Below are 21,406 nucleotides of genomic sequence, written 5' to 3'. Positions count from 1 at the left end.
AGAAACCGGGGAGCCGATGCAGCAAATCCGTCGCTGCCGCCGATCACATCGTCGGCGCGGCCGAACTCTCGCCCTGTGCGTGGCCGGGCCGGGTGAACTCGGGGACCAGGGCGGCGAGCACCGAGAGGGCCGCGCCCTCGCGCCCCGCCCGCGCGGCCGCGCCCGCCTCGTCCATCGCGCGCGCGACCAGCGCGAGGTCGGCGGTGCGGGGCGCGGCCATCAGCAGCCCCGGCGCGCCCGCCTCGACCAGCGTCTCGCGGCCGTGGAACAGCTCCTCGTAGAGCTTCTCGCCGGGCCTCAGGCCGGTGTAGCGGATCGCCACATCCACCTCCGGGCGAAGTCCGGCGAGGCGGATCATCCGCCGCGCGAGATCGACGATCTTCACCGGCTCGCCCATGTCGAGCACGAAGATCCCGCCCTGGCGCGCCGCTTCCGGCAGGCCCTCGTCCTTCACGCGCAGCACGGTCGCGGCGAGCACCAGCCCGACCGCCTCGCGCACGGTCATGAAGTAGCGGCGCATGTCGGGATGCGTGACGGTGAGCGGGCCGCCGCGCTCGAGCTGGCGCCGGAACAACGGCACCACCGAGCCGGTGGAGCCGAGCACGTTGCCGAACCGCACCGTCACGAAGCGCGTGCCCGTCCCTTCGGCGCGCGCCTTGAGATCGAGCGCCTGGCAGTACATCTCGGCGAGCCGTTTCGTCGCCCCCATCACGCTGGTCGGGTTCACCGCCTTGTCGGTGCTGATCAGCACCATCGCCAGCGTGCCATGCGCGCGCGCGGCATCGGCGACGTGCCGCGTGCCGACCGCGTTGGTGAGCACGCCCTCGGCCGGGTTCGCCTCGACGATCGGCACGTGCTTCAGCGCCGCGGCGTGGAACACGAGTTCGGGACGGTGGCGCGCGAACAGCGCGACCATGCGGTCGCGGTCGCGGATATCGGCGATCAGCGACACGCGCGGCACGTCGGGCGCGGCTTCCGAGAGTTCGAGATCGATCTCGTAGAGCGCGTATTCGCTGTTGTCGGCGAGCACGAGCTCGGCCGGGCCGAGGCCGGCGATCTGGCGCGCGAGCTCCGAGCCGATGGTGCCGCCCGCGCCGGTGACCAGCACGCGCCGCCCGTGCACCAGCCGCGCCATCGCCTCGCGGTCGAGCGGGCGCTGCGGCCGGTCGAGCAGGTCCTCGATCGCCACCGGCTGGAGCGTCAGCGTCGGCGCATCGCCCTCGCGCGCGGCGGGGCGGAGCTCGGTGAGCCGCGGCATGGTCGCGACCGCGACCCCCGCCTCCTCCGCCGCGTCGAGCAGACGTTCCAGCCGCGCACCGGCGATCTCGCGCGCGGTGACCACGATCAGCGCCGGCGGGTGTCCCTTGCGCGCGAGCTTGCGCAAGGCGTGCGGCACGTCATCGACCGAGCCCTCGACGCGCACGCCGTGCATCTGCCGCCCGGAGGTCGAGGCATCGGCGGTGAGCAGCCCGACCACGCGGTAGCGCGGCCGGCTCTCGCGGGCGAGCGCGCGCAGGAACAGGTCCGCCCCGTCCCCCGCTCCCGCGAGCAGCACGGGTGTGGCCTCGCCCGGTGCGGGCGTGCGTTCCTGCGACGCACGGTAGGCGGCGCGCGCGCCGAGCAGCAGGGCGGCGAGCGTCAGGGCGTGCAGCGCCGGCAGGAACGGGGTGAAGGCGCTGATCCGCCCGAACGCGGCCAGCGCGAGCCCGAAGGCGAGCGCCGCCGCCCCGGCCGCCCCGACCGTGCGGCCGAGATCGGCGAGCCCGGCATAGCGCCAGGCGATGCGCGGCACGCGCGCGGCGAGCAGGGCGATCACCGCGAGCAGGGCGAACGCCGCCGCCTCGGCCGCGGTTCCCGCCACCGGCCGGGCCGCGAGCGCCGCCGGGTCGGCGAGCAGCAGCGCAGCCGGCCAGGACAGCGCCGCCGCCGCCGCGTCCGCCGCCAGCACGGACTGGCTGCGGGTCAGCCGCCCGCGGAGCCGCTCCAGGAGCCTCATGGGGCCGACATACACCTCCGGCCCCGCGCCGGTGAACTGCTTCCCGGTGCGCCCTGCTCAGCCGATGCCGAAATCCACGTCGACCAACGCGCCGGCGCGCACCCGCGCATCGGCGGCGATGCGGACGCCGGGCAGCACGATCGCGCCCGCGCCGATGAAGGCGCCGGCGCCGACGACCACCCCGCCGCAGAGCCGCACCCCGGGGCCGAGGAACACGCCGTCGCCGAGCGCGCAGTCATGATCCACCACGGCGGCGGTGTTGACGATGCAGAACCGCCCGACCGTGGCTCCCGTGCCGATCACCGCCGCCGCCGCGACCGTCGAGCCGGCGCCGATCTGCGTCCCGCCGGCCAGGATCGCGAAGGGATGGATCGCCGTCGCGAGCCCTGCACCCGCGCGCAGCACCGCCTGCGAGAGATCGACCCGTCGCGTGGTGTCGCCGAGCGCCACGATCAGGGCCCGGCCGCGCCCGAAGCCCGGATCGAGCGCGCGCGCGAAGGGGCCGAGCACAGGCAGGCCGGAGACCGGGCCGACCACGCGGTCGTCGAGAAACCCGGCGACCGCGCGGCCGGCGGCGAGGAAGATGTCGGCCACCACCCGTCCGTGGCCGCCGGCGCCGACGATCACCACCGGTGCCGTCGCGTGGGAGTCGGGATGCGTCATCGTGGTGAGGGGTGTCGTGTGTCTGATAGCCGTCGCGCCGCGTGTGGCGGCGCCTCCTCTCTTGCGCGCGCCAGCCGCCGGTGCAGGGCGGCGAGCCGGGAGGCGTCCTCCTCCCAGGCGTAGTCGGCGGCGAGCGCCCGCCGTCCGGCCGCGCCCATGCGCGCGCGCAGCGTGGGGTCGGCGGCCAGCGTCGCGAAGGCCGAGGCGACGGCAGCCGGATCGGCCGAGTCGACCACCAGGCCGCAGCCGGTGCGGCGCACCAGCGCGGCGGCCGGGCGGCAGGTCTCGGCCACCACCACCGGCAGGCCGAGCGCCATCGCCTCGAACAGTTTGTGCGGCAGCGCCGCCGCGTGATTGGCGGCCCCGGGCGCGAACAGCACCAGCGCCGCCTGCGCCTCGGCCGCGCGCGCCAGCGCCTGCGGCCGGGGCAGCGGACCGGTCGCGGTCGCGCGGTCGGCGAGGCCGAGCCGGGCCGCGGTCGCGGCGAAGTCGGCCGCCGAGCCGTCAGTGAAGGGGCCGATCACCTCGAGCCGGATCGTCGGGTCGGCGGCGCGCGCGAGGGCGGCGAGCGCGACCGGCCAGCCGCGCGCCCTGCCCATCGCACCCAGGGCGACCAGGCGGAGCGGGCCGCCGGCCTCGGGCGTGGCGCGCGGCATCGCCTCGGCCTCGGCACGCGGCACGAGGTTGCGCACCAGCACGCGCGGCGGCCGGTCCGGACCGGCGGGGAAGCGCTCGGCCAGCACCGGGGTCGCGAGCACGGCGGCGTCGGTCCAGCGGCTCATCAGCCGGAACGCGGCCCGGATCGCGCCGGCGGCCGGGCGGCGCAGCCAGGCGGGCAGGCGCGTCAGCCGGTGCGGATCGGCATAGTCCTCGTGCACGTCGAACACCACGCGGCAGCCCGTCAGCCCCTTGGCGAGCAGCGCGACCGCCCAGGTGTCGGGCTCGCTCGCCTGGATCGTCGCCGGGCGGGCACGCAGCGCGCCCGCGAGCAGACGCGGCAGCATCGCGAGACGGCCCGGCAGGCCGGGCCGGCGCCGCAGGGTGCGGGTCGGCACGCCCGGCGGCGGCGCGCGCCCGTCCCGGCAGAGATGCAGCACGGCGAACCCCGCCGCGGCGAGGCTCGCGGCCTGAAGCGCGACGACGCGGCGGTCGTCGGCGTGATGGGTCGAGGACAGGAACAGGATCGTCATGCCGGCAGCGGTGCGCCCTCGGGCAGCTTGGTGCGCTGCGCGGCCGCCTCGGCGACGGCGCAGAACCGTGCCGCGAGCAAGGTGCGGTCGAAGCGGAGCGCGAGTCGCGCCGCCGCGCTCGCCATCGCCGCCCGCCGCTCCGGCGCGGCGGCGAGGACGGACAGCGCCTCGGCGAAGGGGGCAGGGTGGCCCGGGGAAAAGGCCATGCCGGCGCGCGCCCGGGTGAGTTCGCGGCCGAGCCAGCCCGGACAGTTGGTGAGCACCGGCAGCCCGGCGGCGAGCGCCTCGAACACCTTGTTCGGGCTCGTCCCGTCGGCGAAGGCTGGCACCGGGGCGAGGCAGTGCAGCGCCACATCCGCGCCCTTCAGCACCGCGGCGAGGCGGGCCCGCGGCATCGGGTCGAGGAAGGTGACGTTGTCGAGTGCTTCGGCGCGCGCGCGCGCGACCAGGGCGGGCTTCTCCGCGCCCGTGCCGATCAGCACCAGGCGCACCCGGGTCTCCTTCCAGGCCTTCAGCACCCAGGCGACGTCGAGCAGCTGCGACAGACCGTTGGCCGGGCCATGCGCGCCGGCATAGACGGCAAGGATGCCGCCCGCGGGCGCTGTGACGGGGCGCTCGGCGGCGGCATCGGCGAACAGCGCGCGGTCGCAGCCGTTCGGGATGAAGGCGACGCGGGAGGGGTCGCCGCAGGCCACCCCCAGCGCCTCGGCCGTGCCGGGGGCGAGGGCCACGACCGCGTCGGCGGCAGCCAGCGCCGCGCGTTCGAGCCGCGCCAACGCCGCCTCGGTGCGGCGAGTCAGCAGCCCCATCGCCGCGGGCAGGTCCGGCCAGCGATCGCGCACCTCGAACAGCGTCCGCATGCCGCGCAGCCGCTTGGCCGCGATCATCGGCAGCGCGACGGTCAGTGGGGTCGAGGAGGCGATGACGAGATCAAAGCGACCGAACAGGGCCCGCCGCGTCGCCCACGAGGCGTAGCGCAGGAAGGCCCGGCCGCGCGCCCGCGCCTCCATCGCATTGGCGTAGGGGATGTCGCGCTGGACCACCCGGTAGCCGGCGACCTCGGCGCGGCGGACGCCGCGGCGGAACGCGGCATCGCTGCCGATCTCGGCCCCCTCGTGCCGGCCGCAGAGCAGCGTGACGTCGTGGCCGCGCGCGGCGAGGGCGGCGGCGAAGGCGTGGCTCCGGCCGGGCAGCGTGCCCTCGGGCGTGGAGTAGTGCTGGTGCAGGTAGAGGACTCTCACGCCACCCTCCGATGCAACGCGGCGATCGCGCCGATCACGCGGTCCTGTGCCGCGGGCGTCAGGCCCGAGCCCGAGGGCAGGCAGAGGCCGCGCGCGAACAGACCCTCGGCGATGCGACCGCCGATCACGCGGGCGCCGGCGAAGACGGGCTGGAGGTGCATGGGCTTCCAGACCGGCCGCGCCTCGATCCCTTCGGCGGCAAGGGCCAGCCGGATGGCCTCGGCGGTCGCGCCGAACTGCCCCGGATCGACCGTGATGGCGCTGAGCCAGCGGTTGCTGCGCGCCCAGCCGGCCTCGTCCTGGAACGCGATGCCGGGCAGCGCGCCGAGGGTGTCGCGGTAACGGGCGAACACCGCGCGCCTTCGGGCGACGCGGCGGGCGAGATCGGGCAGTTGCGCGAGCCCGATCCCCGCCAGCACGTTCGAGAGCGCGTAGTTGTAGCCCCAGGTGCGGTGCTCGTAGTGCGGCGCGTGGTCGCGCGCCTGGGTGGCGAGGTGGCGCGCGGTGGCGGCGATCGCGGTGTCGTCGGTCAGCAGTGCGCCGCCGCCGCCGGTGGTGACGATCTTGTTGCCGTTGAAGCTGACGCAGGCGGCCACCGCTCCCGCGCCGGCATGCGCGCCATGCGCCGCCGCGCCGAGCGAGGCCGCCGCGTCCGCCAGCACCGCCACGCCCCAGCGGTCGCAGGCCGTGCGGATGGCGCCGAGGTCAGCCGGATGGCCGTAGAGATCGGTCGGGATCACCAGCTTCGGCAGCCGTCCCTGGCGCGCGGCCTGCGCCAGCGCCTCGTCGAGCAGCCCGGCATGGAGCGTCCAGGTCGCGGGATCGACATCCAGGAACACCGGGGTCGCGCCTTGCTGGAGCGCCGGCGAGACCGAGGCGATGAAGGTCAGTGTCGGTGCCCAGACGTCGTCGCCGCGCCCGACGCCAAGCACCCGGCAGGCGAGATGCAGCGCGGCGGTGCAGGAACTGGTCGCGACCGCGTGGCGGAACCCTGTGGCGGCGGCGAGCGCGGCCTCGAAGCGCGCGATCATCGGCCCGACCGGGGCGACCCAGTTCGACGCGAGTGCCTCCAGCACGGCGCGGAACTCAGGACCGGTCAGCTCCGGCGGCGAGAGCAGGATCGGCGGATGCCCAAAGGGATCGGCATCGGGGGCGAGGGTGGCGTTGCGCAGGGTCATGGCGGGCTCTCGCCGGCGAGCGGCGCGCCGGCGGCGTGGCCGGGCGCGGCGATGCCCTCGGCGCTGAACAGCGTCGCCGGGGTGGCGAGGAGCAGGGCGAGGTCGCGCCGGAACGTCACGGCGCGCGCGTAGTCGGCATCCAGCGCCAGCCGCTGGGCCCAGGGGAGCGCGTTGCGTCCGCCCACCTGCACCGGCCCGGTGAGGCCGGGACGCACGGCGAAACGCGCCGGGCAGAGCCGCAGCAGCGCCGGCCCGTCCGCGACCAGCAGCGGGCGCGGTCCGACCAGGCTCATCTCGCCGCGCAGCACGTTGATCAGGCTCGGCAGTTCATCGAGCGAGGTCCGCCGCAACCAGGCGCCGTAGCGCGTCAGCCGCGCGGCATCGGGGCCGGTCCCGTCGCGCATGGAGCGGAACTTGATCAGCGTGAAGGGCCGGGCCGCGCGCCCGAGCCGGGGCTGGCGGAACAGCACGCCGGGGCCGAGCGCGATCCGGCCCGCGAGCGCCAGGGCCGCGAGCAACGGCGTGAGCAGCAGGAGCAGCAGCACGGCGCCGGCGAGGTCGAGCGCGCGCTTGCCGAGGCGGGCGTAAAGGCCGGTCATGCCGGCATCGCCACGCGCCTGGGCTCGGCGCGCACCGCGAGTCCGGCGATCAGCCCGACCCAGAGCCAGGCCATGCGGTTGCCGAGATCGGTCGAGGTCGCGGCCTGGGCGAGCGCCACGCAGGCGAAGCCGACCGTCGCGCCGAACTGCGCCGGCGGCACGTCGCGCGCCCGGCGGATCAGGGTGGCAAGGCACAGGAGGACGATCGCGGTGAGCAGGGCTGCTGCCGGCACGCCGCCCTCCACCAGGGCTTCGAGCCCGAGATTGTGCGGGTGCCAGCCGCGCGCATCGCCGAGCCCGGCGGCCGGGGCGAAGCCCGCCGTGCCGAGCCCGAGCGGCGTGGCAAGATCCCACGAAGCGGCCCACAGCGTCGGGCGGACCGCGCCCGCGCCGAGCGCACCGTCGAGCAGGCGCGCGAGGGTGCGCGGCACCCCGGCGGGGTCGGTCAGCGCGAGGACGAGCGCGATCCCGGCCGCCAGCGCCGCCCCGGTCGCGCATGCCAGCGCCAGCGCCGCGACCCGTCGTCCGCGCGCGGCGAGCACGGCGGACGGCGCCAGCACCACCGCGGCGGCGAGCCCCGCGAGCCCGGCGCGTCCGCCGGTCGCGAGCGCGGCGAGCCCAAGCCCGGCGACCGCGGCGATGCGCAGCCCGCGCCCGAACCCGCGGGCCGTCACGGCGCCGACGGCCAGAACCGTGGCCGCGGCGGCGAGCGCCAGGGTCGCCACCTGGTACTGCACGCGGATCGTCTCGGCATCGGGCGCGCCGCCGAGCACGGCGATGCCGACAGCGACCGCGAGCGGCACGGCGAGCGCGACCGCACCCCCGATGACGGCGCAACCTCCAGCGAAGCCCGCGAAGGCCGCCGGGTGCGCCGCCACCGCCAGCCCCGCCAGCGTCATGGCCGGCGCGAGCAGGGCGATCTCGGCGAGCTTGCGCGGCAGGACCTCGGTGCTGCCGCTCCAGGCACCGGCAGTGATCAGCCAGAGGGCGAGCAGCGCCTGCACCCCGATCACGGAAGCCGCCTCCGGCCCGATGCGGTGCGGATGGAACGCGAGGCGCACGGCGGCGAGCCCGACCACCACGCTGAGCAGCGGCGGCGTCAGGTCGAACGGCAGGTGCGCGAGGCCGGGCAGGCCCTTCAGCGCGGCCGCGAACTGGAGCCCGGCGGCGGCGAGGCCGAGCAGCACGGCCGGCGCCTCAATCCGCACCCGCGCGGCCTCCGGCAAGGGCGCGCAGCGGCGGGACCGGCTCGCGTGCGATCTCCTCGCGCCGCCGTGCGATCAGGGCGAGCGCCCAGAGCCCGAGCGAGGTGAACACGGCCGCCGGCACCGCGAGCGCGGCCAGCAGCAGCCGGTTCGGCACGCTCGGCCGGTCCTCCACCGCCGGCGCGCTGACGATCCGCGCCGCCACCGCCGTGTCGGCGGCAAGCACGGCCGCGTGCCGATGCGCCTCGGCGATCAGGCCGTAGAGCGCCTGGCGCACGCCGAGATCGGGCTCGCGCGCGGCGCGCTCGGTCAGGAAGGCGAGGCGGCGCGCCACCATGGCCTGCATCTCCTCGCGCACCCGCGCCTCGGCGGCGGCATGCAGCGCGGTCAGCACCGCGAGCGCGAGCGCAGGGTCGGGGTGGCGCGCCTCGATGGTCCAGAGCACGGAGGCCGGGTTCTGGGTCGCGCTCGTGTTGCCCCGGAGCCAGGCCATCAGGTCGTCGTCCAGGAGCTCGGCGCTGCCGAGGCCGAGCGTGCCGAGCGCACGGGCGATCGTGCTTTCCGCCCGCTCTGCGACGAGGCGTTCGGCGAGGTTGGTGCTGCGGCGCAGCACGGTCGCGGCCTCGCGCCCGCGCAGCGCGCCGAGATAGACCGCGAAATTGCCGCTTGGGCGCTGCTCGATCAGCCCGGTGCCGAGCTGCGGCAGGGGCGAGAGCAGGGTGGAGGCGGCGATTCCCGTGGTCTCGGCCGGCGCGACCACGGCCTGGGCGACATGCGCGCGCGGGACCAGCAGGATCGCCCCGACAGCGGCGAGCCACAGGGCCAGTGCGCCGAACGCGACGCCGGCGCGATGGCGCCACAGCCCGGTCAACAGAGCGTCACTGGTCATGGACGCGGCTCACAGCGCGCGACGGGGTTGCAAGGATCGTCGCCGATCCCAAAGCTTTACAATCCGTGAACGAAGTGCGCGCGTCAGGCGACCGTCAAAAGTGCATCAAGCCAGTCGAACTCGTGTCGTAACGATCTGCGTGGCCGTGCCGAGGCGCAGCGTCAACACGGGGATGCGCTCGCGCACGCCATAGCGTGGGCTGTCCCAGCCCTGGCCGAGGCGCAGATCGATCGGCCCTTCGGCGGTGACGGCGATCGCGGCCGATGCCCCCTCGACGCCGTCGGGCTGGCGCAGCCAGGTGCCGGCGGGCAGGCGCCAGCGCAGCGTCGCGCCAGGCGCGACCCGGTCGGTGATGGTCCAGATGTCGCCTGCGACCGCAACGGTCCGGTCGTGCCGGTCGCAGGCGGCGCGGAGCGTGCCGGGACCGGTCTCCAGTGCATGCAGCCGCGGCGGCGCGGCGAACAGGAAGCGGGCGAGGCGCGGCGGCCGGTCCTCCTCGTCCCATTGCGCGGTCGAATGGTGCGCGGTGCCCGCGAGGTCGGCCTCGCCCGCGGGCGGGTTGTAGAGCCAGGTGCCGGCATCGCGCAGAACCTCCGCGCCGCGGTGCATCAGCGAGAGATGCAGGATGTCGGCCTGCCCGGCCGGGAAGCGCCCGCCCGGCAGGCGCATGAGCGCGATCGCCGACCGGGTGGTGATGCCGGCGGTGCCGCCCTCGGCATCGGTCCAGATTTCGGGCGCGGGCGGGCCGGGCGTCGGGCCGAGCCCGGCGAGCGCGAGGACCGGTTCGGCAGGGTCGCCGAACGCGGCCGCTGCGCGCCCGAGCGCCGGGCGGGCATCCTCCGGCCCGGCGCAGGCGGCATCGAGCAGTGCGGTGCCGTCGTCGTGGCCGAGCCGCGGCGCCCGTCCGGTCGCGGGATCGGTGACGCGCGCGAGCCACCGTGCCATGGCGGTGGCGCGCGCCCGCACGGAGTCCGGCAGGGCGGCGCCGGCGAGCGACGCGAAGGCGAGCGCATCGAGCGCCATGCGGTGATAGCGGGTCGAGACCTGGGCGAACCCGCCCGCCGCCGTGGTCAGCCGCGGCAGGTCGGCGGCGAGCAGTCGCACACCGAGCCCGTGGTCCGCGGTGCCGAGGAGCGCGCCGGCGCCGGCCAAGGCCGCGGCGCAGACGATGCCGTGGTTGTTGGCGAGCGCGCGCTCGTAGGTGAGGGTCGCACGTACGCGGTCCGCGAGCAGCGCCGCGAGCGCCCGCCCGCCCTCGGTCGTGCCGCCGAGAATGATCCAGGCGGCGGTCAGGTGGATCAGCCGGATCGCCGCCTCCTGCGCGCTCGCCCAGTGCGGGCCGCGGAAGGGCGGGCAGGCGGCGAGGAACCCGGCCAGATGCGCTTCGGCGGCGGCGAGGAAGCGCGGGGAGCCGGAGGCGCGCGCGGCCAGCGCCAGCACCGGCAGCGCGGCGAAGCGCGACGTTTCCCACAGCAGCCGGATGTCGCCATGCGCATACGGGTCGATCGTGTGCCAGGGGGCATCCGCATCCGGCCGGCCGGAGGTCCAGTCGGGCAGGCGCGCCGCCGCATCCGCGCCGGCGAGCAGGCGTGCGAGCACCGGCGGGTCGAGCACCAAGGGTGCCGCGGGCGGGGCGAGGAACGGACCGCTCGGCGGGGGCCGGTCGGCGAGCGCGCGCGTCGGGCCGCCGAGTCGCACCCAGGCCTCGTGGCGCAGGCGCAGCAGCGTGGGCCCGAGCCCGCGCCGCGCCAGCGCGCGCAGCACATCGAGCCGACCAACACGCCTCTTCGCCATCGCCACTCCTCTCCGCTGTCCTGCTCGTGTTGGCACACGCGCGCGTGACGTGTTACCGCATAGCGCGCAGGGGTTGAGGTCCGGGAGTGCGCCGGCGCGCATCTGGCCGCCCTGCGGGAGCGTCCCGGTGGCGGTTCGACTGGCCTTGGCAGCCCTGGCGATCGTGGTCGCGGCGCCCTGTCTCGCGCAGGCGCCGCTCACGCCGCCACCGCTGCCCGGCCTGCCGCCCGGCGTCACCCCCGAGGCGATCCAGCGCATGCTCGATGCGGCGGGTGGCCCGCCGCCCGCCCGTGCCGAGGCCGCGCCGGCCGTCCCGCCGCGCGCGGTCGAACCGGCCCCGCCGCCCGCGCCCGAGCCCGAGTCGCCGGCCGAGGCGTTCTACGCCCCGCGCCTGCCGAGCGGCACCTCGCCGCTGCGCCAGTTCGGCTACGACACCTTCGCGGGCCTGCCCGTGGGCGGCCCCGGCGCGGTCGCCGCCCTGCCGCCGGGTTATCTGCTCGGCCCGGATGACGAGATCGTCGTCACACTGCGCGGCCGGGTCGCGCGCAACATCACCGCGCGGATCGACCGGGACGGCCGGTTGACCCTGCCCGATCTCGCGCCGATTCCGGCCGCCGGCCGCAGCCTCGGCCAGTTGCGCGCGGAGCTCGACGCGCGGCTTGCGCGCGAACTGCCCGGCACCGAGGCCTTCGTCGCGGTCGGCGCGGTGCGGCAGGTGCAGGTCTTCGTCGGCGGCGAGGTGGTGCGGCCGGGGTTCCAGGCGCTGACGAGCCTCGCCTCGGTGCTGGACGCGCTGGCGGCGGCCGGCGGTGTGAAGCGCACCGGCTCGCTGCGCGCGATCCGGATCGACGGGCCCGGGGGCACGCGCCGGGTCGATCTCTACGGCGTGCTGTCGGGGCGCGGCGAGGCGCCCGACCTGTCGCTCACGGCCGGCGACCGGATCGTCGTGCCGCCGCTCGGCGGCACGGTGGCGATCGCGGGCGAGGTGGGGCGGCCCGCCATCTACGAGCTGCCGCCCGAGGTGCCTGTCCTGCCCCTGCGCGAGGCGCTGGCACTCGCCGGCGACACGCTGCGGCCGCAGGGGGTGCGCTTCCTGCTGCAGCAATTCGACGCTGCCGGCCGCTCCTCCTTCGCCGAGATCGCCCCCGATCGCGCGCTGCGCCGGGGCGACCTGGTCATGGTGCTGCCGAGCCTCCAGGCGCTGGTCGGGCAGGTGCGACTCTCGGGCCATGTGCTGCTGCCGCAGCTCCGCTCGCGCGGGGCCGCGCCGACCCTGCGCCGGCTGGTCGGCGATCCGCGCCAGATCCGCCCCGACCCCTATCTCCGCTTCGCCGCGCTGATCCGGGTCGATCCCGCGACACGGCTGAAGCGCGTGCAGCCCTTCGATCTCGGCCGGCTGCTCGCGGGCCAGGGCGACGTGCCGCTCGCCGACGAGGACGAGGTGGTGCTGCTGGGCCGCGCCGAGATCGCCTGGCTGTCGGGCCCTGCGGTGCAGCGGGTGCTGCGCGGCGAAGCCCCGCCCGAGGACTGCCCTGCCCTGGCCCAGCTCGCCGTGCTGGCCGCCGGCAGCCCGGAGCGCTTCGCCAATGTCACCGGGCTCGGCGTGATCGAGGCCGGGCCGGCGCGCTGCCCCGAGGTGTTCGTCGAGCATCCCGACCTCGCCGCCGCGGCGCTGGAGACCGCCGTGCTGCTGACCGGCGAGGTGCGCCGGCCGGGGATCTATCCGCTGGCAGCGGAAGCGACCCTTGCCGACCTGCTCGCGGTCGCGGGCGGGCCGACCGACACCGCCGATCTGCGCAATGTCGAACTCACGCGCGTGGTGCGGATCGAGGGCGCCTCGGCCGCGCCGGTGGAGCGGTTCCTGCTCGACATCGAGTCGCGCAACTTCGCCGCCGTGCGCGTCGCACCGCGCGATGCGGTGCGGTTCGCGCGTGTCTTCATCGACCGCGACACCGGCCCGGTGCGGCTCGCCGGCGAATTCGTCCGCCCCGGCGTCTACGACATCCGCCGCGGCGAGCGGCTCTCCGACCTGATCCAGCGCGCCGGCGGGCTGACGCGCGAGGCTTATCCGTTCGGCGCGGTGTTCACGCGCGAGAGCGTGCGCGTGCGCCAGCAGGAGGGGTTCGAGCGCGCCGCGCGCGAACTCGAGACCAGCCTGTTGCAGGTGGCCGCCGGCCGCGCGGTCTCGGCCCCGGCCGGGCGGCCCTCGGTCGATCTCGGGGATGCAATCCGCGCCGGGCGCGAGCTCGCCGCGTCCTTGCGCGAGGCGCGCGCGGCCGGGCGGATGGTGGTGGAGGCCAACCCGGCGGTGCTGGCCGCGCGGCCCGAGCTCGACCTGCTGCTGGAACCAGGCGACCTGCTGGTGGTGCCGAAGCGGCCGAACGATGTCAGCGTGGTCGGCGCGGTGCTGAACCCCGGCGCCTTGCAGTTCCGCTCCGGCCAGCGCGCCGGCGACTACCTGCGCGCGGCCGGCGGGGCGCAGCGATTCGCCGATACGTCGCGCGCCTTCGTCGTGCTGCCGAACGGGCAGACCCAGCCGGCCGGGCTGTCGTCGTGGAACTTCTCGCCCGAGCCGATCCCGCCCGGCTCGATGGTGGTGGTGCCGCAGGACCCCTCGCCCTTCGAGACCTGGGGCTTCATCCGCGACCTGACCCAGCTTCTCTCGCAGATCTCCATCAGCGCGGCGGCGCTCGCAGTGATCGCGCGCGAGACGCGCTGAGGCCCTCGCCTCGTCGCAATGGCGTGAGTCGCGGTCGCCTTCCCGATCGCGTGCCCGTATAGCCGGCCGGACCATGCGGTGCTTCGCCCGGTCCCTTGCCGTCCTGGCCGTGCTCGCCGGCCTCCCGGCCCGGGCGGCCGATCCCCAGCCCTATGCCGTGCGCTTCGCGCCGACCGAGGTCGCGGGGCTCGACACGCTGCTCAGCGATGCCTCGACGCTGCTCCGCCTTCAGGACGAGGAGCCGGTCGCCCCCGCCGCGCTGATCGCACGCGCGCGCGCCGACCGCGACCGCTTCGCCGCGGTGCTGCGCAGCCAGGGCCACTTCGCCGGCCGTGTCGCGATCCGCGCCGCCGGGCTGGACCTGACCGACCTCGCCGCGGCGCCGGCGATCGCGGCCCTGCCGGCCGACCCGCCGCTGGAGATCGTCGTCTCCGTCACCCCGGGCCCGCTCTACACGATCGACGCGGTGATCGTGGACGGCGCCGACGGCCTCGCGACCGGCCTGACGGTCGGCGACCCGGCGCGCGGCGCCGACATCCTCGCCGCCGAGGCGCGCCTGCTCGACGCCCTGCGGCGCGACGGCCATGCCTATGCCCGGCTCGGCGAGCGCACGCTCACCGTCGATCACGCCACCCGCACCATGACGGTGGCGCTGCGGGTCGAGCCCGGGCCGCGCGTCGCGATCGGGCGCGTCGGCGTGGAGGGGCTCGCGCGCATCGACCGGGGCTTCGCGGAGTGGCTGGTCGCGGCGCGGGCGGGTCGGCCCGCCACACCGGCGGAACTGGAGGCCGCGCGGCGCGATCTGCTCGACCTCGGCGCCTTCGCCACCGTGCGCGCCCGTCTCGCGCCCGAGCCCGGCCCCGACGGCACCGCGGATGTGACGCTGGAGGCGGTCGAGCGGCCACCCCGGCGGATCGAGTTCGGCGGCGCTTATGCCACCTCCGAGGGCGCCTCGGTGCGCGCGCGTTGGCTGCATCGCAACCTGCTCGGACGGGCCGAGCGGCTGGAGCTCGGCGCCGAGGTGTCGGGCCTGCTCGAACGCGGCGCTGGCGATTTCGGCTACCGGCTGGATGGCCGCTTCGCCAAGCCGCATTTCCTGTCGCGCCGCCAGACCCTCCGGCTCGATGCCGGGGCGCTGCGCGAGCGCACCGACGCCTATGACCGGATCGCCGTCACCGGCGGCGCGGCGCTGGAGCGCCGGCTGAGCGACCGGCTGAGCGGCAGCCTCGGCCTCTCCTTCGAGCGCAGCCGGGTCGAGCAGGCCGGCGAGGCGACGATCGACACCTTCGTCGGCGTGCCGGCGACGCTGGTCTGGGAGGATGCCGGCAATCCGCTGGACTCGGTGCGCGGCACGCGCGCGCGGCTGGAACTGACGCCCTATCCCGGCTTCCTCGGCTCGACGCTTGCCTACACCAGCCTGCGCGCCACCGGCGCGGGCTATCTCGACCTCGCCGGCAACGGGCGGTCGGTGCTGGCCGCCCGGCTGATCGCGGCCGCCGCCTTCGGCCAGAGCCGTGACGGGCTGCCGGCAGACCGGCGCGTCTATGCCGGCGGCAGCGGCACGGTGCGCGGCTTCGCCTTCCAGTCGGTCGGGCCGCGCGCGAACGGCCGCCCGCTCGGCGGCACCACCCTGCTCGCCGGCGGGGTCGAATTCCGCCAGCGCATCGGCGAGTCCTGGGGCGCGGTCGCCTTCGTCGATGCCGGCGGGGTGGGGGAAGAGCGCGCGCCCGATCTGCCCTCGCGGATCGCCATCGGCGCCGGGGTGGGGGTGCGCTACTACACCGCGATCGGGCCGGTGCGCGCGGATGTGGCAGTGCCGCTGTCCGGCAAGCGGCCTGGCGACGCCGCCTGGCAGCTCTATCTCGGGCTGGGGCAGGCGTTCTGATGCGCTGGGCGCTGCGCCTCCTCGCCGCGCTGGTGGCGCTGGTCGTGATGGTGCCGCTGGTCGCGGTGCTCGCGCTGGAGACCGGGCCGGGCCAGGAGCTCGCGCGCCGCGCCGCCGCCGCCGCCGGGATTCGCATCGCCGCGATCGAGGGCTCGCCGCTGCGCGCGACCACGCTGCGCGGGGTGTCACTGGCCGACGCGGACGGGACGTGGCTCGCGATTGAGCGCGTCGAGCTCGCCTGGTCGCCGCTCTCGCTGCTCGCGCGCCGCGTCGAGATCGACACGCTGCGCCTGGTGGGGCTCGCGCTCACGCGCCTGCCGGTGAGCGAGGCGGAGGAGGGGCCAGCCTCCGCGCCGTCGCTGCCGGTCGATCTGACGGTTCGTGACTTCGCGCTGGAGGGCGCGCGCATCGCCGCCGCGGTCGCCGGCATGAACGTCACGCTGGACGGCACGGCGCAGGCGGCGCTTCGGCGCGACCTCACCGGCACCGCCGAGCTCGATCTGCGCGACAGCACCGGCGGGCACTACCGCGCCACACTGCGTCGCGACGCCGACGTCGCCATCCGGCTCGACATCGCCGAGCCGGCAAACGGGCTGATCGCACGGCTCGCCGGGCTGCCGGAACTCGGGCGCCTCGCCGCGCAGGCAACGGCCGAGGGCACGGCCGAGCGGGCCGAGACACGTTTCGCGCTCACCTTCGATGGCGGCGTGTCGGCCACCGCCGAAGGTGTGCTCGCGCTGCGCGGCGATGCGACCGATCTCGGCGTGCACCTGGACGTCGCGGGTACTGCCGTCGGTGCCGTGCTGCCCGAGGGCTACCGCTTCGCGCGGCTGATCCTGGACGGCCGGCTCGCGGGCGATCTCGGCAGCGCGCTGCGCGTCTCCGCCGAGGCGCAGGCCGAAGGCGTTGCGCTGCCGGATCACCTTCCCCTGCCGCGCCTCGATGCCGCGCCGGTGACGCTGCGCCTCGCTGCGACGCGGGATGCCGACGGCACGATCGCGATCGGGCAGGCGGCGGTCGCGCATCCGCTGCTGGCGCTGACCGCCACCGGTCGGATCGACGGCGACACAACGCTGACGATCCACAGTCGGCTGCCCAGCCTCGCACCCTTCGCCACCGCCGCCGGCATCGAGGCCGACGGCGCGCTTGTCCTCGCCGCGCGGATCGCGCACGGCGATGCCGCGACGGCCCTCGACGCCGATCTCCGTCTCGCCGATGCCGCCCTGCCTGCGCCGCTTGACCTGCTGCTCGGCGACGCGCCGACCGTCGCGGCACGCGCGCGGCTCGTTTCGCGCAGGGTTACGATCGAGCGAATCACGGTCGCCGGTCTCGCCGCCACGCTCGACCTCGCCGGCAGCGCGGGCGAGACGCTCGATCTCGCCGGCACGCTGGCGCTGCCCGCGCTCACCGCGCTCGCCGCCCCGCTCGCCGGCGAGGCGCGGCTCGACCTCGCGCTGCGCGGCACGGCCGCGGACCCCGACGCGACGCTCAGGCTCGATGCGCCGCACCTCGCGGTCGAGGGCGTAGGCGCGGGGCGGCTCGCGCTGACCGCGGAGGCATCGCGGCTGGTCAGCGCGCCGCGCGTCGCGGTGCAGGGGAGTGGGGATCTCGGCGGGCGCGAGATCGCGATCGCCGGGGACGCCGAGCCGCAGCCGGACGGCGCGATCGCGGTCCCGCGCATCGAGCTGCGCTATGGCGCGGCGCACATCGCGGGGCAGGGGCGCGTGCTCGCGGACGGGCGGCCGGACTTCGCCGGCACCGCCGCCGTGCCGCGCCTCGCCGAGCTGCTGCCCGGCCTTGCCGGCGCGATCGCGGCGCGGCTCGCGCTCGCGCCGGACGCCACGGGCGGGGTCGGCGCCACGGTCGAGGCGCGCGCGCAGGGGATCGCCGCCGAGGGCATCGCGATCGCCGAGGCCACGCTCAGCGGCACGGCGGCCGATGCGCTGCGCGCGCCCGCGCTCGATCTGCGCCTCGCCGCGCGCGGGCTCGCCGCGGGCGGCGCGTCGGGCGCGCTCGACCTTGCGGCGACCGGACCCCCGGAGGCGCTCGGGCTCAGCGCCCGCTTCGCCGGCCCCGAGCTCACGGCGAGCCTCACCGCCGAGGCGCGGCTGCCCGAGCGCATCGCCCTTTCCGCCTTCGAGGTGAGCGCGCGCGGCGAGACGATCCGCCTCGCCGCGCCCACCACGCTGCGTCTCGGCGAGACCATCGAGCTCGCGCCGCTGGCACTCGCGCTGCGCGGCGGGCGGATCGAGGCGCGCGGCCGGTTGAGCCCGACGCTCGACCTGACGCTTGCGGCCCGCCGCCTGCCCCTGGCGCTGGCCGCGCTGGCCGCGCCGGGGCTCGCGCCCGCGGGCACGCTCGACCTCGAGGCGACGCTGCGCGGTGCGCCGGCCGCGCCCGAAGGCAACGCGCGGCTTGCGGTGCGCGGCGCGCGCCTGCCCGACGGCCCCGGCGCGCTGCTGCCGCCGGCCGATCTCGACGCCACGCTCGCGCTGGCCGGCGGGCGCGCGGACGTGCGGGCGCAGCTCCGCGCCGGCACTGTCGCGCGGCTCGATCTCACCGCGCAGGCGCCGCTCGACGGCGGCCCGATCCGCGCGAGGCTCGACGGGCCGATCGACCTCGCGCTGACCGATCCGTTCCTCACCCCCGCGGGCCGGCGCGCGCGCGGCCGCCTCGTGGTCGCGCTCAGCGCCGAGGGGGCGGTGCCCGAACCCGCGCTCGCCGGCGAGGTGCGGCTCGCCGATGCGTCGATCGACGATGCCGTGCTCGGGCTCAGGCTCGCCGGGATCGGCGGGCGGTTCGTCGCGCGCGGCGATGCGATCGCGATCGAGGGCCTGACCGCGCGCGCCGGTGACGGCACGCTCGCGCTCGGCGGCACGCTCCGGCCGCTGGCCCCCGGGCTGCCGCTCGACCTGACGCTCGCCGCGCGCGAGGCGACGCTCGCGCTCGCCGACCGTGCCACGGTGCGGCTGTCGGCGGACCTCCGCTTGGCGGGCGACACCGACGCGCTTGCCGCCACGGGCCGGATTGACGTTGCACGCGCCGAGATCCTGCTGCCCGAGCGCCTGCCGGCGGATGTGGTCGATCTGCCGGTGCGCGTCGCCGGCGAGGCTCCGCCCGCGCCGCCGCCCGCCGCCGACTCGCCGATCGCGCTCGACATCGCCGTCGAGGCCCCGCGCGCGGTGTTCGTGCGCGGCCGCGGCGTGGATGCCGAACTCGGCGGGTCGGTACGGCTCGGCGGCACGGCGGCCGCGCCCGATCTCACCGGCGCCTTCAGCCTGCGCCGCGGCGAGATCTCGATCCTGGCGCAGCGGATCGCCTTCCGCCGCGGCGCGCTCGACTTCGATGGCGCCGCCGGCATCGATCCCGCGCTCGACTTCGAGGCCGCGACCACCGCCGGCGACATCACCGCAATCGTGCGCGTCGGCGGCACGGCGACGGCGCCGCGCATCACCCTCGGCTCCGAGCCCGAGGTGCCGCAGGACGAGGTGCTGGCGCGGCTGCTGTTCGGCCGCAGCCAAGCGACGCTGACGCCGGTGCAGCTGCTCCAGCTCGCCCAGGCGGCGGCCGAACTCACGGGGGTCGGCCCGTCCGGCCCGGGCATTCTCGACCGGGTGCGGCGGGGGCTGGGCCTCGACCGGCTCACCGTCGGCACCGACCAAGCGACCGGCGGGCCGACGGTCGAGGCCGGCCGCTACCTCGCCGACGGGGTGTATCTCGGCGCGCGCCGCGCCGCCGATGGCAGCACGCGCGCGACGGTGCAGATCGAGGTGCTGCCGAATGTGCGGGCCGAGGCGGATGTCGGCGGCGAGGGCGAGGGCCGCGTCGGGTTGTCCTGGGGCATCGATTACTGACGAAACCGGGTCGCGCGGGGCGCGTCGGCCCGGCATAGTTGCGATTCGATGCCGGATCGTCTCGTGCCCCCGATGCGATGCTGAGAGGTGCCGCCGCCGCGCTTGCGTTCGCGCTCGCGTGCGGCGCGGCCTCGGCGCAGACCGCGACGAGCTGGGGCGGGATGGGGCTGATCGAGACGCGCGATGCGCGCTTCCGCCCGGACGGCACGATCGAGGCAGGTGCGGCGCTGCGCCGCCAGCGGCGCAACTACACGATCAACGTCCAGGCGCTGACGTGGCTGGAGACCACTTTCCGCTTCACCGAACGGCTGAACGCCACGACCGGACGCGGCATCACCACCGACCGCGCCTTCGACCTCAAGCTGCGCCTGTTCGAGGAGAACGACTGGCGCCCCGCGATCGCGGTCGGGCTGCAGGATCTGCTCGGCACCGGCCTCTACTCGGGCGAGTACGTGGTCGCGAGCAAGCGCTGGTACGACCTTGATGTCTCGCTCGGCGTTGGCTGGGGCCGACTCGGCACGGGGCGCGATCTCGCCAATCCGCTCTGCGAGGCGGCCGATCGGTTCTGCCGGCGCAGCGCCTCGGTCGGGCAGGGCGGCGTGCCGCTCGCGCGCTCCTGGTTCCGTGGCCGTGACGTCGCGCTGTTCGGCGGCATCGCCTGGACCACCCCGATCCCCGGCCTGACCGCGCTCGCCGAGTTCAGCGGCGATCGCCTGCGCGACGAGCGGCGCGACGGCCGCGGCCGCGCGAAGAGCCGCGTCAATGTCGGGCTCGCCTGGCAGCCCGCGCGCGGCGTCGAGTTCGGCGCGGCCTTCGTGCACGGCAGCGACCTGCTGGTGCGCGCGAGCCTCCGGATGGACCCGGCCGATCCGCCGCGCGTGCTCGCCCCGCCGCCGCTGCCGCCGGCGCCGCGCCCGGATCTCGCGCCCGACTGGCAGGCGGCGCTGATCGCGCGGCTGCGCGCGGACGGGATGCCGCCGATGCGGCTCGCGGCCGTCGGGCGCGATCTCAGGATCGTTCTCGCCGCGAGCCGGTTCCGCACCCTCGGCGCCACCGCCGGGCGCGCCGCCCGGCTGGCCGCCGAGCACGCGCCGGCAGGGATCGACTGGGTGGTGGTGTCGCTCGCGCCGAACGGCAGCGAGGTCGCGCGTGTGGCGGTGCTGCGCGGGGAGGTGGAGAAGGCCGCGATCGGGCTTTCCAGCCCCGAGGAGATCGCAATCACCGCCGATCTCCGCCCGGCCCTGCCGCTGCCGCCGCCCGACCCCGGCGAAGCTGTGCCCGGCGCGTTCCCGCGCCTCGCCTGGACCATCGAGCCGCGGGTGATCCTGTCGCTGATGGACCCCGACCGGCCGTTGCAGGGCCAGGTGCTGGCGGTCGCCGGCGCGCGCGTCGGGCTCGGCGCGGGGTTCACGCTCGGCGGCGAGGTAGGGCTCGACCTCGCCGGCAATCTGCGCGGCCAGCCGGTGCCGCCGGACACGCGCCTGCCGAACGTGCGCACCGCGATCGGCCAGTACCTGGAGGCGACGCGCACGCCGCTGATCAGCCTGACCGCGGAACGGATCTGGACGGTCGAGCGCGACGTGTTCGCGCGCGTCACGGCCGGGTATCTGGAGATGATGTATGGCGGCGTGCAGGGCGAGGTGCTCTGGCGTCCGGTCGATCGCAGCTTTGCCGTCGGCGCCGATCTCGCCTGGGCGAAGCAGCGCGCCTTCGACCAGGGCCTCGGCTTCCGCAACTACGAGACCTGGACCGGGCATGTCTCGCTCTACTGGGACCTGCCCTATCGCGACCTCTACGCGGTGCTGCGCGCGGGGCGGTATCTGGCGCGCGACTGGGGGGTGACGATCGAGCTCGGGCGGCGCTTCGATTCGGGGATCGAGATCGGCGGCTTCGCCACCTTCACCACCGCGCGCTTCGACGATTTCGGCGAAGGGAGCTTCGACAAGGGACTCTACATCCGCTTCCCGTTCGACCTGTTCGCCGCACCCACGCCCTCGCGCGGCACGCTGACGATCCGGCCGCTGATCCGCGACGGCGGACAGCGCCTGTCCGTCGATCACCCGCTCTACGAGGTGACGCGGGAAGGCCGCCGCGAGGCCTGGCTGCGCGGGATCTCGGGGCTCGTGCCGGGCCGGTAGCGACGATGCTGCGGGTTGACTTTGCGCGCGCCGCGCGGTCGATCCCGAACGTCGT

General features: G+C 76.4%; 13 protein-coding genes. 4 read left to right on the top strand and 9 right to left on the bottom strand.

Annotated features, from left to right (window positions below; all coding sequences use genetic code 11):
• Positions 1–43 precede the first annotated feature (43 nt).
• The 9 genes from F563_RS0117380 to F563_RS23085 form a co-directional block, all read right to left on the bottom strand.
• Positions 44–1,996: a polysaccharide biosynthesis protein gene (locus F563_RS0117380; protein ID WP_019015965.1), complete on the bottom strand. Its 1,953-nt coding sequence runs from the start codon at positions 1,994–1,996 to the stop codon at positions 44–46.
• A gap of 57 nt (positions 1,997–2,053) precedes the next feature.
• Positions 2,054–2,659: a NeuD/PglB/VioB family sugar acetyltransferase gene (locus F563_RS23100; protein WP_019015964.1), complete on the bottom strand. Its 606-nt coding sequence runs from the start codon at positions 2,657–2,659 to the stop codon at positions 2,054–2,056.
• Complete coding sequence (locus F563_RS23095) at positions 2,656–3,849, bottom strand: glycosyltransferase (protein WP_019015963.1); 1,194 nt, start codon at positions 3,847–3,849, stop codon at positions 2,656–2,658. The genes F563_RS23100 and F563_RS23095 overlap by 4 nt, the downstream gene beginning before the upstream one ends.
• Positions 3,846–5,090 (bottom strand): glycosyltransferase family 4 protein, encoded by a 1,245-nt coding sequence (locus tag F563_RS0117365; RefSeq protein ID WP_019015962.1) that lies wholly within the window; start codon positions 5,088–5,090, stop codon positions 3,846–3,848. The genes F563_RS23095 and F563_RS0117365 overlap by 4 nt, the downstream gene beginning before the upstream one ends.
• The gene (locus tag F563_RS0117360; RefSeq protein WP_019015961.1) at positions 5,087–6,268 is read right to left on the bottom strand and encodes a DegT/DnrJ/EryC1/StrS family aminotransferase; all 1,182 of its coding nucleotides are present in this window, start codon (positions 6,266–6,268) and stop codon (positions 5,087–5,089) included. The genes F563_RS0117365 and F563_RS0117360 overlap by 4 nt, the downstream gene beginning before the upstream one ends.
• The gene (locus tag F563_RS25740; RefSeq protein WP_019015960.1) at positions 6,265–6,867 is read right to left on the bottom strand and encodes a sugar transferase; all 603 of its coding nucleotides are present in this window, start codon (positions 6,865–6,867) and stop codon (positions 6,265–6,267) included. Before F563_RS25740 ends, F563_RS0117360 begins: the two co-directional genes overlap by 4 nt.
• Complete coding sequence (locus F563_RS25735; RefSeq protein WP_156825242.1) at positions 6,864–8,075, bottom strand: hypothetical protein; 1,212 nt, start codon at positions 8,073–8,075, stop codon at positions 6,864–6,866. The genes F563_RS25740 and F563_RS25735 overlap by 4 nt, the downstream gene beginning before the upstream one ends.
• Positions 8,065–8,961, bottom strand: a complete 897-nt coding sequence (locus F563_RS0117345; RefSeq protein ID WP_156825241.1) for a hypothetical protein — start codon at positions 8,959–8,961, stop codon at positions 8,065–8,067. The genes F563_RS25735 and F563_RS0117345 overlap by 11 nt, the downstream gene beginning before the upstream one ends.
• Before the next feature lie 105 nt (positions 8,962–9,066).
• The gene (locus F563_RS23085; protein WP_019015957.1) at positions 9,067–10,755 is read right to left on the bottom strand and encodes a heparinase II/III domain-containing protein; all 1,689 of its coding nucleotides are present in this window, start codon (positions 10,753–10,755) and stop codon (positions 9,067–9,069) included.
• Positions 10,756–10,882: 127 nt separating this feature from the next.
• Here F563_RS23085 and F563_RS0117335 point away from each other — a divergent pair, with 127 nt between their 5' ends.
• The 4 genes from F563_RS0117335 (at position 10,883) to F563_RS0117320 (ending at position 21,351) form a co-directional block, all read left to right on the top strand.
• A complete protein-coding gene (locus tag F563_RS0117335) occupies positions 10,883–13,474 on the top strand; it encodes an SLBB domain-containing protein (RefSeq protein ID WP_245557158.1) in 2,592 nt (863 codons plus the stop codon).
• A gap of 109 nt (positions 13,475–13,583) precedes the next feature.
• A complete protein-coding gene (locus tag F563_RS0117330) occupies positions 13,584–15,359 on the top strand; it encodes an autotransporter assembly complex protein TamA (protein WP_211211451.1) in 1,776 nt (591 codons plus the stop codon).
• Positions 15,359–19,213 carry a translocation/assembly module TamB domain-containing protein gene (locus F563_RS0117325; RefSeq protein ID WP_019015954.1) on the top strand — a complete coding sequence of 1,285 codons (3,855 nt, stop codon included), beginning with the start codon at positions 15,359–15,361 and terminating at the stop codon, positions 19,211–19,213. Before F563_RS0117330 ends, F563_RS0117325 begins: the two co-directional genes overlap by 1 nt.
• Positions 19,214–19,290: 77 nt before the next feature.
• Positions 19,291–21,351: a YjbH domain-containing protein gene (locus F563_RS0117320; RefSeq protein WP_019015953.1), complete on the top strand. Its 2,061-nt coding sequence runs from the start codon at positions 19,291–19,293 to the stop codon at positions 21,349–21,351.
• The last annotated feature ends 55 nt before the right edge of the window (positions 21,352–21,406 follow it).

This window comes from Elioraea tepidiphila DSM 17972, assembly GCF_000378465.1.
Lineage (GTDB): Bacteria > Pseudomonadota > Alphaproteobacteria > Acetobacterales > Acetobacteraceae > Elioraea > Elioraea tepidiphila.
Note: the sequence above shows the minus strand (reverse complement) of the source record. Positions and strands in the feature narration are given on the sequence as shown.